The 16,298-nt window shown below is 63.0% G+C and carries 15 protein-coding genes; 1 reads left to right on the top strand and 14 read right to left on the bottom strand.

Going from position 1 to position 16,298, the window contains the following annotated elements; genetic code table 11:
* Positions 1-100: 100 nt before the first annotated feature.
* The 5 genes from AXE86_RS05295 to AXE86_RS05315 form a co-directional block, all read right to left on the bottom strand.
* Positions 101-2,152 (bottom strand): DUF5693 family protein, encoded by a 2,052-nt coding sequence (locus AXE86_RS05295; RefSeq protein WP_061945347.1) that lies wholly within the window; start codon positions 2,150-2,152, stop codon positions 101-103.
* 61 nt (positions 2,153-2,213) lie between these two features.
* The gene (locus tag AXE86_RS05300) at positions 2,214-2,888 is read right to left on the bottom strand and encodes a DUF2993 domain-containing protein (RefSeq protein ID WP_009753382.1); all 675 of its coding nucleotides are present in this window, start codon (positions 2,886-2,888) and stop codon (positions 2,214-2,216) included.
* Positions 2,889-3,202: 314 nt separating this feature from the next.
* Positions 3,203-4,309, bottom strand: a complete 1,107-nt coding sequence (gene prfB / locus AXE86_RS05305; RefSeq protein WP_009753383.1) for a peptide chain release factor 2 — start codon at positions 4,307-4,309, stop codon at positions 3,203-3,205.
* Positions 4,310-4,633: 324 nt separating this feature from the next.
* Positions 4,634-7,297: a preprotein translocase subunit SecA gene (secA, locus tag AXE86_RS05310; RefSeq protein WP_061945349.1), complete on the bottom strand. Its 2,664-nt coding sequence runs from the start codon at positions 7,295-7,297 to the stop codon at positions 4,634-4,636.
* A 212-nt stretch (positions 7,298-7,509) separates the two neighbouring features.
* A complete protein-coding gene (locus AXE86_RS05315) occupies positions 7,510-8,412 on the bottom strand; it encodes a LysR family transcriptional regulator (RefSeq protein ID WP_061945351.1) in 903 nt (300 codons plus the stop codon).
* Between the two features lie 239 nt (positions 8,413-8,651).
* On the opposite strand from AXE86_RS05315, the gene AXE86_RS12875 reads away from it, so the two are divergent.
* Positions 8,652-8,819 (top strand): hypothetical protein, encoded by a 168-nt coding sequence (locus AXE86_RS12875; protein WP_006690846.1) that lies wholly within the window; start codon positions 8,652-8,654, stop codon positions 8,817-8,819.
* Positions 8,820-8,916: 97 nt separating this feature from the next.
* Here AXE86_RS12875 and hypE read toward each other — a convergent pair whose 3' ends face one another.
* The 9 genes from hypE to cybH all read right to left on the bottom strand — a co-directional run bounded on the left by hypE (position 8,917) and on the right by cybH (position 16,290).
* Complete coding sequence (gene hypE / locus AXE86_RS05320; protein WP_061945353.1) at positions 8,917-9,927, bottom strand: hydrogenase expression/formation protein HypE; 1,011 nt, start codon at positions 9,925-9,927, stop codon at positions 8,917-8,919.
* On the bottom strand, positions 9,917-11,020 hold the full coding sequence (gene hypD / locus AXE86_RS05325) for a hydrogenase formation protein HypD (RefSeq protein WP_061945355.1): 1,104 nt from the start codon (positions 11,018-11,020) through the stop codon (positions 9,917-9,919). The genes hypE and hypD overlap by 11 nt, the downstream gene beginning before the upstream one ends.
* Complete coding sequence (locus AXE86_RS05330) at positions 11,017-11,280, bottom strand: HypC/HybG/HupF family hydrogenase formation chaperone (protein ID WP_061945357.1); 264 nt, start codon at positions 11,278-11,280, stop codon at positions 11,017-11,019. Before AXE86_RS05330 ends, hypD begins: the two co-directional genes overlap by 4 nt.
* A gap of 139 nt (positions 11,281-11,419) precedes the next feature.
* Positions 11,420-13,756, bottom strand: coding sequence for a carbamoyltransferase HypF (gene hypF / locus AXE86_RS05335; RefSeq protein WP_061946948.1), 2,337 nt, complete (start codon positions 13,754-13,756; stop codon positions 11,420-11,422).
* A 1-nt stretch (position 13,757) separates the two neighbouring features.
* Entirely contained in the window at positions 13,758-14,276 is a 519-nt protein-coding gene (locus AXE86_RS05340; RefSeq protein WP_061945359.1) for a HyaD/HybD family hydrogenase maturation endopeptidase, read from the bottom strand.
* Positions 14,276-14,947, bottom strand: coding sequence for a hydrogenase nickel incorporation protein HypB (hypB, locus tag AXE86_RS05345; protein ID WP_061945361.1), 672 nt, complete (start codon positions 14,945-14,947; stop codon positions 14,276-14,278). Before hypB ends, AXE86_RS05340 begins: the two co-directional genes overlap by 1 nt.
* A gap of 4 nt (positions 14,948-14,951) precedes the next feature.
* Positions 14,952-15,290, bottom strand: a complete 339-nt coding sequence (locus AXE86_RS05350) for a hydrogenase maturation nickel metallochaperone HypA/HybF (protein ID WP_009753393.1) — start codon at positions 15,288-15,290, stop codon at positions 14,952-14,954.
* A gap of 1 nt (position 15,291) precedes the next feature.
* Positions 15,292-15,534 (bottom strand): heavy metal-associated domain-containing protein, encoded by a 243-nt coding sequence (locus tag AXE86_RS05355; protein ID WP_009753394.1) that lies wholly within the window; start codon positions 15,532-15,534, stop codon positions 15,292-15,294.
* Positions 15,535-15,606: 72 nt separating this feature from the next.
* Positions 15,607-16,290, bottom strand: a complete 684-nt coding sequence (gene cybH, locus AXE86_RS05360; protein WP_061945363.1) for a Ni/Fe-hydrogenase, b-type cytochrome subunit — start codon at positions 16,288-16,290, stop codon at positions 15,607-15,609.
* Positions 16,291-16,298 lie beyond the last annotated feature (8 nt).

The raw sequence follows: 16,298 nt of genomic DNA on the forward strand, positions 1-16,298 counted from the left end.
AGGGTTCGCTTTTGGGCTTCGCCCTTCCTCATTCACGGCAACACCTTGACAAAGCATCGTCAGTTTTCACACAGAACGACGTTCTCAAAGAATACGGATATCAGACCGCCTTCCTTACGCGCTCCAGCAGTCCATTCCACGCCGCAACGAGGGCGACGAGGACGGCACCGATCGCGCCGCCGAGGAAGATGCCGCCGATGCCGCGCACGAGCGACATCTCGATCGGCGTGCGCATGTGTGCGAACGTCTCGACCATGGAGCCCTGTCCGATGGTTGCCACGAGGACGAGGGCAAAGATGATCCACGTCCGCCACCGCCGTACCGCCGCGCAGAGTGCGAGCAGGAAGGCGGGGTGTCCGATCATGAACTCCTTCGTGCGCGGACGTGCGTAGAAGAGCTGCTCGAGCGCGGCACGCATTTTCAGCTCGATCCCGGGCACGGGCATTCCTGAGGTGTGCCCACTGCGCAGGACGAGGACGATGAGCGCGCCGATGAGGACAAGGCCGCCGAGGAGCGAGCCGATGCGCACGGGGGTCGCGAGGATCTCGCGCACCTGTCCGAGGACGCCCGCCGACGCGTCGAACTGCCCATCAAAGATATCAAAGCGCTGCATGAACGCAATCGCCACGAGCACCATCGGCAGGACAAAGGTCAGCTTGATCCCGCGGAAGATGTCGAACTCGAGGAGATAGCGCGTATCGACGAGTGAGCCTGAGAGATAGCCCGCGCCGACGAGGGAGAGCGCACTCGTGATGCCGAGGAGCACCCAGCCCGCGACGATAATGCGCCATGTGGGCGTATCCTTTGCGAAACGCCGTCCGCCGAGGAGATCGAGCAGCCCCGTGATGGCGAGTGCCGGAAAGAGATTTGCACTTGCCAACGCCGCAAGAACGCGGATCTTACTCCCTGCGCCGAGCAGGACGGGCATCATACCGATGAGCGCGAGCACGACGAAGGCGAGGAGCACTGCACGACGGCGGCGGTTCAGCGCCGGAATGACGAGCGAGAGATAGAGCACGCCCGCCGCGGCGACACCCATGATGACGAGTGCGCGCAGGAGGCGGGACGGCGCGTAGTCCGCAAACGTCCCCGCATGGCCAATGGCAAAGCCGTGTGCCTCAAGTGCCTTGCGCGTATCGGTGAAGTACTTCATATTCGTCTCAAGGAGAGACATATTGGGCGCAGGCGTATCATAGATGCGCAGGAGATTGATGCGGATGTTGCGCTCCTCATCCGTCGTCACCCAGCGCTCGACCGCCTCGGCGATCTTGAGTTTTTTCTGCTCATCGGGCGGGATGGCGTAGAGACGCGCGACGTGCTCCTCTCCGAGCCCCTTTGCGATCTCGTCCATGCCCTGCTGACGGTAGAACTGCAGCTGCGTGATGCCCTCGATCAGGCCGAGCGTCAGGCGGCGCTCCTTCATCTCGTCGATGGTCGTCTGCAGTGCCTTCGGCGCACCGAGCGTCTCCTGTCCCGAGAAGACAATGGCAGAGACGCGGATGCCCTCCATGCGGTCAAAGACGGCGCGCACATCGTCCGGCGTGCAGTCGTGGTAGTTCGACGGGCGCGCGAGTACGTCAAAACCTGCTGCGTTGACGGCGCGCATCTCGTCTGCCGGCATCCCAATGTTCTGTTTCAGGAACCCCTCGTAGAACGCCTTGACCGCGATGACCTCCTCGTCGCCGACCGTATCGACGGTGACGCGATCCGCACCGAAGCGGCGCAGGAGGTCATCCTTTAGCTGTGCGTAGGTCTCGGGGTCGCTCCCCACGACGTAGACCTCCGTGCCGACGATCTTCCCCTCGTCCACCAGCGTGCGCCAGCGCGGATCCATGAGCATCCCGCTGTGATAGCGCGCGAGGATGTCCGCGCCCGAGAGGACGGCCGCCTTGCCGTTCGCGTTGAACTTCTTGAACGTCGTCTCATAGACGGCGAGCGAGATGATGCCCGCCTCCTTTGCCTGAGCGAGCACCTCATCGGCGGGGAGCCCCTCGCGCTGTGCGAGCTCCAAAAGCCCCTCGTAGTCGATGGCGAGCTCCACCGTGCGCGAGTTCACCTCGACGGCGTGCCGCTGGAAGCCGATCACAACACTCGCGACAAAGCCGATGAGAATCGCCGCCAGCAGAATCGGATGATAGTAAAATTTCTTCATCTAAAATAAGTCCTTCGATATAATGCAACGAGGCGTTTGCGATGCTCACCGCACCGAAGCCTTACTTCCCGGCCGTCAGCACCACCACGCCGTCCCGCGCCTCGACGCTCTCAAAGGCGAGCCCGAGAGGCAGACTGTTGGCACGCGCGACAAGAATGTCGGGGAGGATGCTGTCGAGGCTCAGTGCATTCAGTCCGAGCCCGCGCGCGGAGATGCGGCGTGCCTTGTAGTAGAGATCGCCGTCCGCGACGCTGAACGCGCCGTCGATGGTCACGTCAAACGTCTGCCCGAGCGCCTTCGTCTCTGCCGTTGCGAGCACCTTGCCGGGCTCCACCTTCACCTCGACGCCCTCGAACTTGCCCGAGGAGCTGCCGATCAGCTCGCGCACGGCATCGGCATCGACGACGCCGCGCATCTGGACGCTGTCGGCGGAGGTGAGTTCCACCTTGTGCTCGCGCAGGAGGGTCATCATATCCACCTTGAGTCCCGTGCCGCTGACGGTCAGCTCTCGCACGAAGAGCTTACCGACGCGCCCCTGCCGCATGACGCCGTCGACGGCGCCGATCTCGCCGAAGACAAGACGCGGGCTGTCCGTAATGGAGATCTGCACATCCTCCGCCGCCGTCTGCTGCTTCAGCGCATCGACGATGTGCTCCTCGACGACGGTCGGCAGGACGAATACCGCTCCCGCCGCAATCAGCGCGAGGATGAGAATGGCCGTGACTGCCTTCCACATGATGAACCCTCCTGTCAATAATCGCCTCCCCTGCCACAGCGGGGGGAGGGGAACCGCGCAAGCGGTGGAAGGGGCACCTCAGACGAATGCAATGATGCGTCTGCATCGATGCAGATGTTCCTCAGGCACCGCGGCGCCCCTATCGGCACGCGAAGCGTGCCACATACTGACCTGTCCGAGAGGCAAGTCCATCGGACGCAGCCGATCGGGTAACAGGTCGTACGGGAAAACGTCCCAAGAGTATGAGCGATAGCGAAATACGACTGGTCGACGTTGACCGCTCCCCCATTGCGATGGGGGAAGCCAAACTTCTCTTAAAACTCGTGATTTGCCTTGGCGTTGAGATACGCGCGGATGAATGGGTCGAGTTCGCCGTCCATGACCGCCTGCACGTTGCCCGTCTCGGCGTTCGTGCGCACGTCCTTCACCATCGTATAGGGCTGGAACACGTAGGAGCGGATCTGGCTGCCCCACTCGATCTTTTGCTGGACGCCCTCGAGCTTTGCGATCTCCTCTTCCTTTTTCTCCTGCTCGAGCTCAAAGAGCTTCGCGCGGAGCATCTTCATGCACTGCTCCTTGTTCTGGAGCTGTGAGCGCTCGTTCTGGCACTGCACAACGATGCCCGTCGGCTCATGCGTCATGCGCACGGCGGACGAGGTCTTGTTGATGTGCTGTCCGCCCGCGCCGCTCGCGCGATAGTAGTCGACGCGCACATCGTCCATGTTGATCGGCACCTCGACTGCGTCGTCGATCTCGGGCATGACATCGCACGCGGAGAACGACGTGTGTCGCCGTGCCTGCGAGTCAAACGGCGAGATGCGCACGAGACGGTGAACACCCTTCTCCGACTTCAAAAAGCCGTAGGCGTTGTGCCCCTTGATAAAGAGCGTGGCGGACTTCACGCCCGCCTCATCGCCCGGCTGCAGGTCGGCCGTCTCCACGGTAAAGCCGTGTCGCTCCGCCCAGCGTCCGTACATGCGGAGGAGCATCTGCGTCCAGTCCTGCGCCTCCGTTCCGCCCGCGCCAGCATGGAGCGTCAGGATGGCATCGTTCGCATCGTAGTCGCCCGAGAGCAGCACCTCGAGCTGCAGGGTCTCAAGTCCCTCCGCGATGAGATCGAGCTCGGCGCGGATATCGTCCTCCATGGACGCATCCCCCTCCTCGATGCCCATCTCGTAGAGCGTCTCGGCATCCTCGTACTTTGCCATAAGCCCCTTGTAGGTATCGACGCCGCCCTTCAGCGCGGCGAGTTCCTGATTCAGCTTCTGCGCCGCCGCCGCGTCATCCCAAAAGGACGGCTCGCCCATCTTGTACTCGAGCTCGGCGATCTTCTCCTCCTTCGCGGGGATCTCGAGCGAGATGCGCATCTGATCGAGCTTTTCGCCCAGATCATTCAGTGTCGGTTTCAGATCTTCCAGCATAGTTTATTCCTTAAAATGTAAATCCCTATTTCCTGTTCAACGTGATATAACAGCGGACCGTTCAAAGCGCCCCCACCGGCTCACTCCGTTCGCCACCTCCCCCGTACCGACGGGGGGAGGCTTTCGTATTCAGTAGAATGCGGCAGGATGCTCATAAGCAAACCCTAGTGGAGCAAGTGAGTAAAGCGTGCGACTCGCCCCCGGCGTACTTCTTTCGTTCAAGCGCAGCGCGTTTAAGAAGTGCGCCAGTATTTAGGCGAACGAGCACGCGATCACTTGCGCAACGAGGCGTTTGCGTTGAGCATCCGTCGCAAAGCCTAATCATCATTTATCCTTCCCGTGGCAGTTCTTGTACTTCTTGCCGCTGCCGCAGGGACACGGATCGTTGCGCCCGATCTTTTTGCCGTCCTCATTCTTCTCCGCCTTTGCCTCGGCGGGCGCGGACTCATCGCCGTGCGAGACACGTGCGTTCATGAGATGGTTCTCGAGCTTCGAGCGCTCGCGTGCGAGCAGCTGCTCGGCGCGCTGCTGTGCCGCCGCATCCACGACGGGCGCGGGCAGGGGCGCTGCCCCCTCCGCCGCAGCCGGCGCACTGCCGTCCACCGTGCCCTCCTGTGCGGGACCCACCGGCGTGACGATGCTCACATGGTACATGAGCGAGGCGATCTGATCCATGATCGCCGCCTCCATCTCCTCGAACATCGTGAGTGCCTCGATCTTGTACTCGACGAGAGGGTTGCGCTGTCCATAGGCGCGCAGGTTGATGCCCTCGCGCAGCATGTCCATGTGATCGAGGTGATCCATCCACTTCTGATCGACGACGCGGAGCATGACGACCTTTTCGAGCTCGCGCATATTCTCCTCGCCGAACATCAGCTCGCGGTTCTTGTAGCCCTCCTCGGCGACCTTCTCCAGTTCCTCTTGGATCTCGTCGCGCGCGAGCGCCTCGAGCTCCGCCTTCTTGAGGCGTCCCTTCGGGGCGTAGACCTTCTCCGCGTCCTCGATGAGGGCGTCGAGCTGCCATTCCTCGGGATAGAGTTTCTCGTTCGCGTACTGGCTCATCTCGTCCTTGATGATGTGCTTCACCATCGCAAGGATATTCTCACGCAGATTCTCGCCCTTGAGGATCTTCCTGCGCTCGCCGTAGATGACCTCGCGCTGCTGATTCATGACGTCGTCGTACTCGAGGACGTGTTTGCGGATGTCGAAATTGCGTGCCTCGACCTTTTTCTGCGCGTGCTCCACCGAGCGCGTGATGATCGCATGCTCGATCGGCTCGTCCTCGTCCATGCCGAGGCGATCCATGATGCCCGCGATGCGGTCGGAGGCAAAGAGGCGCATGAGATCGTCCTCCAGTGAGAGGAAGAACTTCGACGCACCGGGGTCGCCCTGACGGCCCGAGCGGCCGCGCAGCTGGTTGTCGATGCGCCGCGACTCATGCCGCTCCGTGCCGATGATGTAGAGGCCGCCGAGCTCCTCGACGCCCTCGCCGAGCTTGATGTCCGTGCCGCGGCCCGCCATGTTGGTCGCGATCGTGACCGCGCCCTTTTGTCCTGCATTGGCGACGATCTCGGCTTCCTTTTCATGGAACTTCGCGTTCAGCACGACGTGCGGGATGCCGTTTTTCTTCAGGACGTGCGACATCTCCTCGGACTGCACGATGGAGGTCGTACCGATGAGGACGGGCTGCCCCGTCTCGTGGATCTCCTTGACCGCCTGTCCGACGGCGCGGTACTTGCCTGCCTTGGTCTTGTAGATGACGTCCGGCTCGTCAACGCGGCGGATGGGCTTGTTCGTCGGGATGACGATGACGGGCAGCTTGTAGATCTTGAGGAACTCGTTTTCCTCCGTCTTTGCCGTGCCCGTCATGCCCGCGAGTTTGTCGTACATGCGGAAATAGTTCTGGAACGTGATGCTCGCGAGCGTCTGTGACTCGCGCTGGATCTTGACGCCCTCCTTTGCCTCGATCGCCTGATGGAGGCCGTCGGAGTAGCGGCGCCCCTCCATGAGGCGGCCCGTGAACTCATCGACGATGATGATCTCATCGCCCTTCACGACGTAGTCGCGGTCGCGGTGCATGAGTGCCTTGGCGCGCAGTGCCGCCGTAAAGCAGTGCGAGAGCTCGATGTTCTCGGGAGCGTAGAGGTTCGAGATGCCGACGATCTTCTCGATCTTCGGGACGGCGGAGTCCGTCGGTGCGACGGTCTTGGCCTTCTCATCGACGGTGTAGTCCTCGCCCTCCTTCAGGTGGCGTACGGCCTCCGCCATGACGCGGTAGTTGTCCGTCGACTTCGTGCCGGGGCCCGAGATGATGAGCGGCGTGCGCGCCTCGTCGATGAGGATGGAGTCCACCTCGTCGACGATCGCATAGTGCAGATCCCGCTGCACCATCTGGCTCTCGGAGAGCACCATGTTGTCGCGCAGATAGTCAAAGCCGAACTCGTTGTTCGTGCCGAACGTCACGTCGGCGGCATACGCCGCCTTGCGCTCGGGGAAGTCCATGTTATGTGCGATGAGGCCAACCGTCAGCCCGAGGTAGCGGTAGAGTTTGCCCATCCACTCGCTGTCGCGGCGTGCAAGGTAGTCGTTGACCGTGACCATGTGGACGCCCTTGCCCGCGAGTGCGTTGAGGTAGACCGCCGTCGTCGCGACGAGCGTCTTGCCCTCGCCGGTACGCATCTCGGCGATGCGCCCCTCGTGGAGGCAGATGCCGCCGATCAGCTGTACGTCAAAATGCCGCATGCCGAGCACGCGGCGCGAGCCTTCGCGCACGACCGCAAACGCCTCGGGGAGGATCTCCTCCATCGTCGCCCCCTCTGCGAGCTGCTCACGGAACTTCCGCGTACAGCCCGTCAGCTTGTCATCCGTGAGGTTCACCATCGACGGCTCGAGCGCGTTGATCTGCTCCACGATGCCGCGGTAGCGCGCGATCTCCTTGTCGTTGTTGTCGCCGAGGAATCGCTTGAGAATCGAAGATATGCCGAACAAATATTTCACACTCCTGTGCTGCTGGTCACCATAAACCGATTGAAAGACAGTATTCGTTTCATTATAACACAAAGCCCCCGCCTTTGCATAATAAATGTTGCAGAGGGGGGCTTTCTGTACTGGGAGGCACTACTGACGTCCTATTCGGACACTCGGACAAATGCCGCGACCTTCTTCGTATATTTTTTCCTGCACCGCAGCGGCAGCCTAGATCACTCCGCTTTTTCCTTCGCGTCGAGCAGTTTCTTCGTCAGGGCGCGCAGGTAGTTCATGACGAGGCGGACGTCGTCGAATGCCTGCCGTCCCTTTTTCGTGACGAGGCCGCTGTTGATGAAGAGGGGGTCGATGAGGGGGATCTGGACGAAGCCGTCGGTCGGGAGGACGGACGGACGCGCGAGGAAGGTCGAGCCGATGCCCGCGTGAACGAGATTTTTGACGGTGTGGAGGTAGGGCGAGTAGTGGACGACGTTCGGCTTTTCGCCAGCACGCCCGTACGCGTCCTGCACGAGGCGATCGACGAAGAATTTGCTGTCGAGCATGATGAGCGGCTCGTCCTTGAGTTCGCCGATGCTGAGCGCATGCCGCGCGGCGAGCGGATGATCGGGGCGCGTGACAAAGGTGCACTCGCAGTCAAAGAGTTTCGCATAGGAGAGCCGCGCGCTGAAATCCGCCGTATAGTTCGTCAGGGCAAAGTCGAGTTTCTCCTCCTCAACCATCTGCAGGGCGCTCACGCCGCCCGTCTCGATGATCTCGAGCTCGATCTCGGGGTGCTCTGCGCGGAACTCACCGAAGATGTGCGGCAGAAAGACGACGCCGAGCTGCAGCGGCATGGCAACGCGCACCTTTGCGTGGCGGTGCGCCATGTCGCGGATCTCATCGTCGAGCCGCGCGACCTCCGTGAGGATGTAGGAGACCTTGCTGAGGAGCTTTGCCCCATCCGCCGTTACGGTGATCTTGCGTCCCTCGCGGTGAAAGAGGTTCAGCCCCGTCTCCGCCTCGAGCGCCTGCATGGCGACGGTGACGGTCGGCTGTGAGACGTGCAGATGCTCTGCGGCCTTTGTGATGTTTTGCCATTGGCATACCTCGTAGAAATACCGCATCTGAACCAGCGTCATCCGATCATCTCCTTCCGCGCCTCTGCGGCGACAGAACGTAGTGTATTCCTATATCATCATTAGTCTACTATATAAAGAACCGGGACAATATTTCAAATATCACATTTGTCCAATAGATTTTTTTAATAAAGTTACACTATTATTCTATCAGAAAGAAATATTTTCCACAAGTCCCAAAAAATGATATGCTCGGTTCGAAATAAAGATCACCATCAACGGTCATAGGAGGGGGGGGTACGATGAAGGTATATTGTGCAGATGCAGTGGAGCGTTTTGTCGAGGATATGCTCAAGGCGAACGAGGACAATCTGAAGGCGTATGAGACGAAGCCGGGCGTGTATGCCAACGTCGACCCGGACACGCATCATGATACGGTCGAGATTCCCGACGTACATCTGACGAAGTAAGACGTTTGATAAAAAGCGAGCGGACGATCCGCTCGCTTTTTTGTTCGTAAAAAATCATGCAAACATCATCCATGGAGGTGGGTGTTCCTGCCGTCTCCTAGCAAATGCGCGGCACCAGTTCCCCGAGCGGCAGATCCACGACGCGGATGCCGCCGAGTGCCGTCCTGAGCCCCACCGTACCGGGCGCATCGGCCGTCGTGTGTCCGATCACGCACGCCTCGCGTCCGTAAGTGTTCTCGTGCATCACATCGAGAACACGCGCCGTGAGCTCGGGACGGACGAAGGCAAGGAGTTTGCCTTCGTTCGCGAGCGTCAGCGGGTCGAACCCGAGCATCTCACAGACGCCCTGCACGGCGGGGCGCACGGGAATGGCGTCCTCCTCGAGCAGGACGCCGACGCCCGCCGCGCCCGCCAGCTCGTTCAGCGACGCCGCCGCACCGCCGCGCGTCGGGTCGCGCAGGACGGCGATGCCGTCGCCTGCCGCCGCGATCATTGCCGCCGTCAGGTGACAGAGCGGCGCACAGTCGCTCTGTATCTCGGGCGGCAGGGTGAGACCGTGGCGCGCCGCCATCACGGTCGCCGCATGGTCGCCGAGCGTGCCCGAGACGATGATGTCCATGCCCGCCGTGATGTTCGTCGGCGCGATATCCGCCCCCGCGAGCATCGTCCCGACACCTGCCGTATTGATGTAGATGCCATCGCCGCAGCCACGCGGCACGACCTTCGTATCGCCCGTCACGATGGAGACACCCGCCTCCTCTGCCGCCGCCGCAATGTCCGCGACGATGCGGCGCAGCGCGGCGATGGGAAAGCCCTCCTCAAGGATGACGGCGAGCGAGAGATATGCGGGCGCCGCCCCCGTCATGGAGAGATCGTTGACCGTCCCGCAGACGGCGAGCCGCCCGATGCTCCCTCCGGGGAAGAAATGCGGCTGTACAACATAGGAGTCCGTCGTAAACGCCGTGCGGCCCGTGAGCGGCAGTACCGCACCGTCGTGCAGAACGTTCAGCAGCGTGTTGCCGAGCGCGGGCAGAACGACCTCCTCCATGAGCGCATGGGAGAGCTGTCCGCCCGCCCCATGTGCCATGGTAATCACATCATGCTCCATAGTGGAACCTCCCTCCGCCGTACTTGTACCACGCGGCACACGTCCCCTCGACCGACACCATGCAGGGGCCGACGGCGTGCTCCGGCACACATGCCCGACCAAAGAGTGCACATTCCTTCGGCAGGATCGCCCCGCGCAGCACCTCGCCGCAGCGGCAGCCGTGCCGCCCCTCGATGCGCGTCTCGATCGTGAGCGGGCGCACAGCGGCAAAGTCATAGGCATGGTACGCCTCGCGCATCGCAAGGCCCGAGGCTGGGATCATGCCGAGTCCGCGCCATGCCGTCTCCGCCGGCTCATAGACGCGCTCCATCGCCGCGCGCGCCGCCGGATTCCCCGCAGGCTGCACGACGGACGGGTAGGCGTTCTCGATGCGCGCCGCCCCCGCTGCGATCTGGCGGACGAGCATCTGCAGGGCGATGAGAATCTCCATCGGGGCAAAGCCGCCGACCACACCGGGCACATGGTAGTCCTCCGCGAGAAAGGAGAACGCCTCCGTCCCCGTCACAACGGCGACGTGCCCCGGCAGGAGAAATCCGTCCACGTGCGTCTCACCGCCGTCGAGCAGGGCGCGCATGACGGGCGGCACGAGTTTCTGCGCCGATAGCAGGAAGAAGTTCGAAAGGCCCTGCTGCTCTGCCGCGAGCACTGCCGCTGCCTCGGTCGGCGCGGTCGTCTCAAAGCCGACGGCGAGGAAGATCACCTTTTTCTCAGGCTGCTCTGCCGCAATCGGGAGCGCGTCGAGCGGCGAGTAGACGATGCGCACATCCGCCCCCGCTGCCTGCGCGGCGGCAAGGCTCGACGTTGTCCCCGGGACTTTCAGCATATCGCCGAACGTCGTGATGATGACATCCTCCATCTCCGCATAGGCAATCGCCGCGTCGATGTAGCTGTCGGGCGTCACACAGACGGGACAGCCCGGCCCTGAGACCAGCTCGACCTCGGGCGGAAGGATCTGGCGCAGCCCCGCGCGAAAGATCGCGACGGTATGCGTCCCGCAGACCTCCATGATGCGGATATGCCGCCCGTGAAGGAGCTGCCGCATCTCATCGAGGATCGCCCGGCTCTCTGCCTGCATCTCCTGTGCGCGGGTCATGCCATGTGCTCCATGTGCGGCGTGTCGATGTGCATCACCGTGCGCGGCGCGCCGTTCATCTCCGCGCGCAGGGCCTCAATGCGCTCCATCTCTGCGGGATCGACGATCTGCATCGCAAAGCCCGCATGGACGAGCACGAAGTCTCCCACCTTCGCCTCGGGCAGGAGCATGAGGCTTGCCGCACGGCGTACCCCCTGCACCTCCACCGAGGCAAGCTGATCCTCTATTTCAACGACTTTCGCCGGAACTGCTAAACACATGTTGTTTCCTTCCCTATATGATGAAAATTTTATCTACAAGGACATCGCATCTAAAGCGTTCAAAGCGCCCCCTCCGTCACGCTGCGCATGACACTTCCCCGCTGCGGCAGGGGAGGCTTTGGTCTGCCGCAAATTGCCGCTATGCGTGCTGCGAATGAGCCATCTGCGCGAGCGCCACAGCCGCCTGGCCGTAGGCAATACCGCCGTCATTCGGCGGAACGCGGTGCGGCAGGAGCACATGATAGCCGCCGATGCGCGGCAGAAGCTCCTCCATGAGAAGCGCGTTCTGGAACACGCCGCCCGCGAGGGCGACCGTGCGCAGCCCCGTCCGCACCGAAAGGATGCCAAGCACCTCGGCGACCGCCGCCGCCATCGTCACGTGAAAGTCCAGCGCGCGTCCCGCACGCTCCTCCACGGTCAGCGCCTCTGCCCCATCCGCGAGCGCATAGAGCGCAGGCAGAACGTCCACGGTCAGCCGTGCCCCCTCCGCCACGGTGTACGGCAGGACGCGTCCTGCCCGCCGCGCCGTGCGCGCGAGACGCTCCAGCTCGATCGGTGCCTGCCCCTCGTAGGCACTGCGATACGCGACGCCGAGCAGCGCCGCCGCCGCATCGAAGAGCCGCCCCGCACTCGACGTGAGCGGCGCGGACAGCCCCGCCGCCGTTGCCTGCATCAGGAGCTCCCAGCCCGTCGGCAGCTGCGCCGCAAACTGCGGAAACTGCGCCGCAAAGCCCGCGCCGTCGCGCCGATAGAGCATCCAAAGGGCGAGCCGCCACGGCTCCTCTGCCGCGCGGTCGCCGCCCGGGAGCGGCATGGGGGCAAAATGCGCAAGCCGCTCATAGCCCGCGAGATCGGCCGCGAGGAACTCCCCGCCCCACGCCGTCCCATCGTCGCCCCAGCCCGTCCCGTCGAGCGCGGCGCCGAGCACACGCGCATGACAGCCGTGCTCCGCGAGCACCGCCGCGATATGCGCGTGATGATGCTGGACGCGCACGAGCGGCAGGCCGTCCTGCGCCGCGCGCGCCGCCAGATGCCGCCCCGAGAGATACGCAGGATGCAGATCGGCGGCGAGCACCTCTGGTTTTACCTCAAAGAACTGCTCATACTGCGCCATCGTCTCCGCGTAGGACGCGAGTACCGCCGCATTGGTCAGATCGCCGATGTGCTCGCTGAGAAACGCCTCTCCGCCGCGTGTCAGGCAAAACGTATTCTTCAGTTCCGCACCGCCCGCGAGAACGCTCTGCCCATCCGCAAAGGGCAGGGCGAGCGGCGCGGGTGCATAGCCGCGGCTGCGGCGCAGGATCTGCAGCCCGCCCGCCCCGATGCGCACGACGGAGTCGTCCACGCGGTGCACGATCTCACGGTTGTGCACGAGAATCGCATCCGCGATCCCCGCCAGTCCCTCCTCTGCCGCCGCATCCCGATAGAGGATCGGATCACCGCTGAGATTCGCGCTCGTCATCACCCAGAGATCATCTGCCCCGAGCAGGAGGAGATGCACGGGTGCATACGGCAGCATCACGCCGAGGTACGCATTGCCGGGCGCGACACTCTCTGCCGCAGGGCGGACGGCATCCACGCGCCGCGCGAGGAGCACAATCGGCGCCGCAGGAGACGTGAGGAGTTGCTCCTCCTCTGCCGACAGGAGACAGAGCGCGCGCACCGCCGCGAGACTCCCCGCCATCACGGCGAGCGCCTTCGCCTCGCGGTGCTTGCGGCGGCGCAGACGTGCGACCGCTGCCTCACTGCGTGCATCACAGGCGAGATGATAGCCGCCGATGCCCTTGACGGCGAGGATACCGCCCTGCGCCACGACCTGCCGCGCCGCCGCGAGCGGATCACCCGCCTGCCCCACACCATCGACGAGGAGGCGGTAGGCGGGGCCGCACACGGCACACGCATTCGGCTGCGCGTGAAAGCGGCGGTCGCGCGGATCATCGTACTCGCGCTGACAGGCGGGACACATCGGGAACATCGCCATCGAAGTCAGCGGACGATCGTACGGAACACCGCAGATGATCGAGTAGCGCGGGCCGCAGTTCGTACAGTTCGTAAAGGCATAGCCATACCGCCGATCCGCTGCCGACAGGATCTCGCGCCGACAGTCCGCACAGACCGCAAGATCAGGCGATACAAGCGTCGCTGCCCGCGTCCCCGCGGGGCTCGGCAGGATGCGGAACGTCCGCTCCCCGCATGGCATGACCGCCTGCCACGTCACCGCCGTTACCACTGCCGCACGCGGCGCATCGTCTGCGAGAGCGACGGCAAAGGCGTCGAGTGCCGCCGCCGTCCCTTCCGCCTCGATGCCGACTCCCGCGCTGTCGTTCAGCACCCAGCCGCTGAGCGCATACTCCTCCGCGAGACGATAGACAAAGGGACGATAGCCCACCCCCTGCACAATCCCCGAGACACGAAAGGCGCGCCGCTCGGCGGCGCCCCCCTCCGTATGTACTGCGGTATGTGCCGCGTCCGTCATCTTAGGCATGCGCTGCGGCACGCGGCGCGAGCCGAACGCCCCACGCGCGCAGCTCCTCGGCCGCACGCTGCGCGAACGCGGGCAGGGCCGCCTCCATCGCAGGGCTCAGCGTCAGCCCCGCCGACAGATCGTAGGGCTGCATCCCGAGCACGACCACGTTCGGAATCGCCCGATCCGTCACCGTCAGCCACGCGAGCACATCCTGTATGCCGATCTCGTGCGATGAGACCTTTTCCTGAAAATGCGCCATGATCGCATCATCCTCAAAGCGGTACGCCGTCCCCGGCGCACCGTCGCCCGAGACCGCGTCGAGGATCAGCAGATGCTGTGTCCCCGTGACGAAGTGCAGCAGCTCGGGTCCGAGCGTCCCGCCGTCGAGCAGGCGCACCTCGTCCTCGGAGAACGCCCAGTGCTGCTCCAGATACTCCATCGCGCGCACGCCGAACCCCTCGTCGCGCAGAATGATATTGCCGATGCCGAGTACGGTCACAGGCGCAACGGGTACAATCGACTCCTCCATCAGCGCACCTCCTTCCCCGCCTTCTTTGCCGCCACCTGCGCACGCAGCCACGCGTACCAGTCCGCGAGCCCCTCGCCCGTCTGACAGGAGACAGGAAAGAGCGCGATCCCGGGATGCAGGGCTGTGATGTCCGCACGCGCCGACGCCATATCGAAATTCGTATACGGGAGAATATCCACCTTGCTGAGGACAGCCGCCGCCGACTCCTTGAAGATCAGCGGGTACTTCAGCGGCTTGTCGTCCCCCTCCGTGATGCTCAGAACGACCGCCTTCTCATCCTCGCCGAGCGCGAACTCGGCAGGGCAGACGAGATTTCCGACGTTCTCGATCACGAGGAGATCGAACGCGTCGAGATCGAGGCGGTCGAGTGCCGCCGCGACCATCGCCGCGTCGAGATGACAGCCGCCGCTCGTATTGATCTGCACGACAGGCGCGCCGCAGCGCTCGATGCGTGCCGCATCCTTCGTCGTAAAGAGATCCCCCTCCACGACCGCCACGCGCAGATCACCTGCGAGTTCCTGCAGCGTCTGCTCGAGCAGCGACGTCTTGCCCGCGCCCGGCGAGCCGAGCAGGTTCAGCGCATAGATCCCATGCTGCGCAAAGAGCGCCGCGTTCTCCGCCGCCGCCGTATCGTTGCGCCCCAGAATGTCTGCTTTTACAACTACTTTCATTGCTCTATTCCATCTCTATATAATCCACGCGCATCTCGCGGCCGCCGATGATCTCCATTCCGCCGCCGCAATGGGGGCAGAGGTAGTCCTGCGGTCGGATGTGCTGCTCCCTGCCGCAGTCGTGACAGCGCCCTGTGAGGGGGACGCGCTCCCACGTGAGTACGGCGTCTGCCGCGATCGTGTCCGCCGTAAGGGAGGAAAAACACAGCGAAAGCGCATCGGTCTCCACGCCCGACAGTTCGCCGAGCAGGAGGCCGATGCGCTCGATGCGCGCTGCGCCATTTTTCTGTGCATAGTCCAGGGCAATATCCAAAATGCCCTCGGCAATCGCCATTTCGTGCATCTTAGAGCTCCGCCGAAAGCCCATGTGCGGCAAATTTACTGATGAGCTCCGTCATCTTCGTCTTTGCCGGGTCATAGTCCACGGTCGTCTCCCCATCATGCGTGTGGATGTGCACGTAGAGGACGCCGGGCAGCCCCAAGAGCGCCTTCTCCACCGCGGCGGCATTCTCCTCGGTGTAGCCCTTCACAAAAAACTGCAAATGCGTCGTGCTCTCTGCGAGCCCGCAGCCGCATTCTTTACACATAGAAAACTCCTTTTCTGCAAACGGGAGCAGGAACGTCTTCTGCGCCCCCGTCGCCGTTATCCTATCCCAAACCTACTCTACGTCGGCGGCATCTGCCGGGGTATGGCGCAGGAGCTTCGAGCCTGCGAACATGCTCGAGACCTCTGCCTCGCCCTCCATGAACTCAGCGCGGATGACCATGTAGAAATGGCCGATGGCAAAGAGAATGATCGCCCATGCCGCATAGTGATGCACATAGTGCGAGATCATCTCGCCGCCGAGCACGCGGTTCACCCAGCCGAAGAGCGTCCCGCCGATCGCAGACGGCTCCGTCATGTAGTACATGGCAAAGCCCGTCAGCACCTCGATTGCCACGAGCACGTAGAGCCCTGCGTACGATCCGCGTGCGAGCGGATTGCGCAGAAACGGCTTGTGCGTCGCCTTGATCAGCATATAGTGCTGCGCCACTTCCATCGTGTCCGTGTAGTACTGCTTCTCCCAGAAATGCGGGAAAAGGCGGTCGCCGCGATTGATGATAAAGCCGTAGACGCGGCCGATGAAGCCCGCGCAGAATGCAAACGCCGCGATGAAGTGGACGTTGCGCGTCACATTCATCAGGAGCGGCGACGCATTCGGCTCCGCATAGAGCATCGCAGGCGGCTTCGTGATGAGGAAGCCCGTGATGAAGAGCACGATGATCGCAATGACCATCAGCCAGTGGAAGATGCGCAGAAAGGGACTAAAGAGATAGTACTCCTTGCGTACTTCTTGTTTCATGCGGTTCG

The sequence above is a fragment of the Selenomonas sp. oral taxon 136 genome (assembly GCF_001554015.1).
In the GTDB taxonomy this organism is placed as follows: Bacteria; Bacillota; Negativicutes; order Selenomonadales; family Selenomonadaceae; genus Centipeda; species Centipeda felix.

Bases quoted from the DNA above. Each gene is read 5' to 3' on its own strand.
- AXE86_RS05295 (WP_061945347.1), bottom strand. From the start codon at position 2,152: ATGAAGAAATTTTACTATCATCCGATTCTGCTGGCGGCGATTCTCATC.
- AXE86_RS05300 (WP_009753382.1), bottom strand. From the start codon at position 2,888: ATGTGGAAGGCAGTCACGGCCATTCTCATCCTCGCGCTGATTGCGGCG.
- prfB (WP_009753383.1), bottom strand. From the start codon at position 4,309: ATGCTGGAAGATCTGAAACCGACACTGAATGATCTGGGCGAAAAGCTC.
- AXE86_RS05315 (WP_061945351.1), bottom strand. From the start codon at position 8,412: ATGACGCTGGTTCAGATGCGGTATTTCTACGAGGTATGCCAATGGCAA.
- AXE86_RS12875 (WP_006690846.1), top strand. From the start codon at position 8,652: ATGAAGGTATATTGTGCAGATGCAGTGGAGCGTTTTGTCGAGGATATG.
- hypE (WP_061945353.1), bottom strand. From the start codon at position 9,927: ATGGAGCATGATGTGATTACCATGGCACATGGGGCGGGCGGACAGCTC.
- hypD (WP_061945355.1), bottom strand. From the start codon at position 11,020: ATGACCCGCGCACAGGAGATGCAGGCAGAGAGCCGGGCGATCCTCGAT.
- AXE86_RS05330 (WP_061945357.1), bottom strand. From the start codon at position 11,280: ATGTGTTTAGCAGTTCCGGCGAAAGTCGTTGAAATAGAGGATCAGCTT.
- hypF (WP_061946948.1), bottom strand. From the start codon at position 13,756: ATGACGGACGCGGCACATACCGCAGTACATACGGAGGGGGGCGCCGCC.
- AXE86_RS05340 (WP_061945359.1), bottom strand. From the start codon at position 14,276: ATGGAGGAGTCGATTGTACCCGTTGCGCCTGTGACCGTACTCGGCATC.
- hypB (WP_061945361.1), bottom strand. From the start codon at position 14,947: ATGAAAGTAGTTGTAAAAGCAGACATTCTGGGGCGCAACGATACGGCG.
- AXE86_RS05350 (WP_009753393.1), bottom strand. From the start codon at position 15,290: ATGCACGAAATGGCGATTGCCGAGGGCATTTTGGATATTGCCCTGGAC.
- AXE86_RS05355 (WP_009753394.1), bottom strand. From the start codon at position 15,534: ATGTGTAAAGAATGCGGCTGCGGGCTCGCAGAGAGCACGACGCATTTG.
- cybH (WP_061945363.1), bottom strand. From the start codon at position 16,290: ATGAAACAAGAAGTACGCAAGGAGTACTATCTCTTTAGTCCCTTTCTG.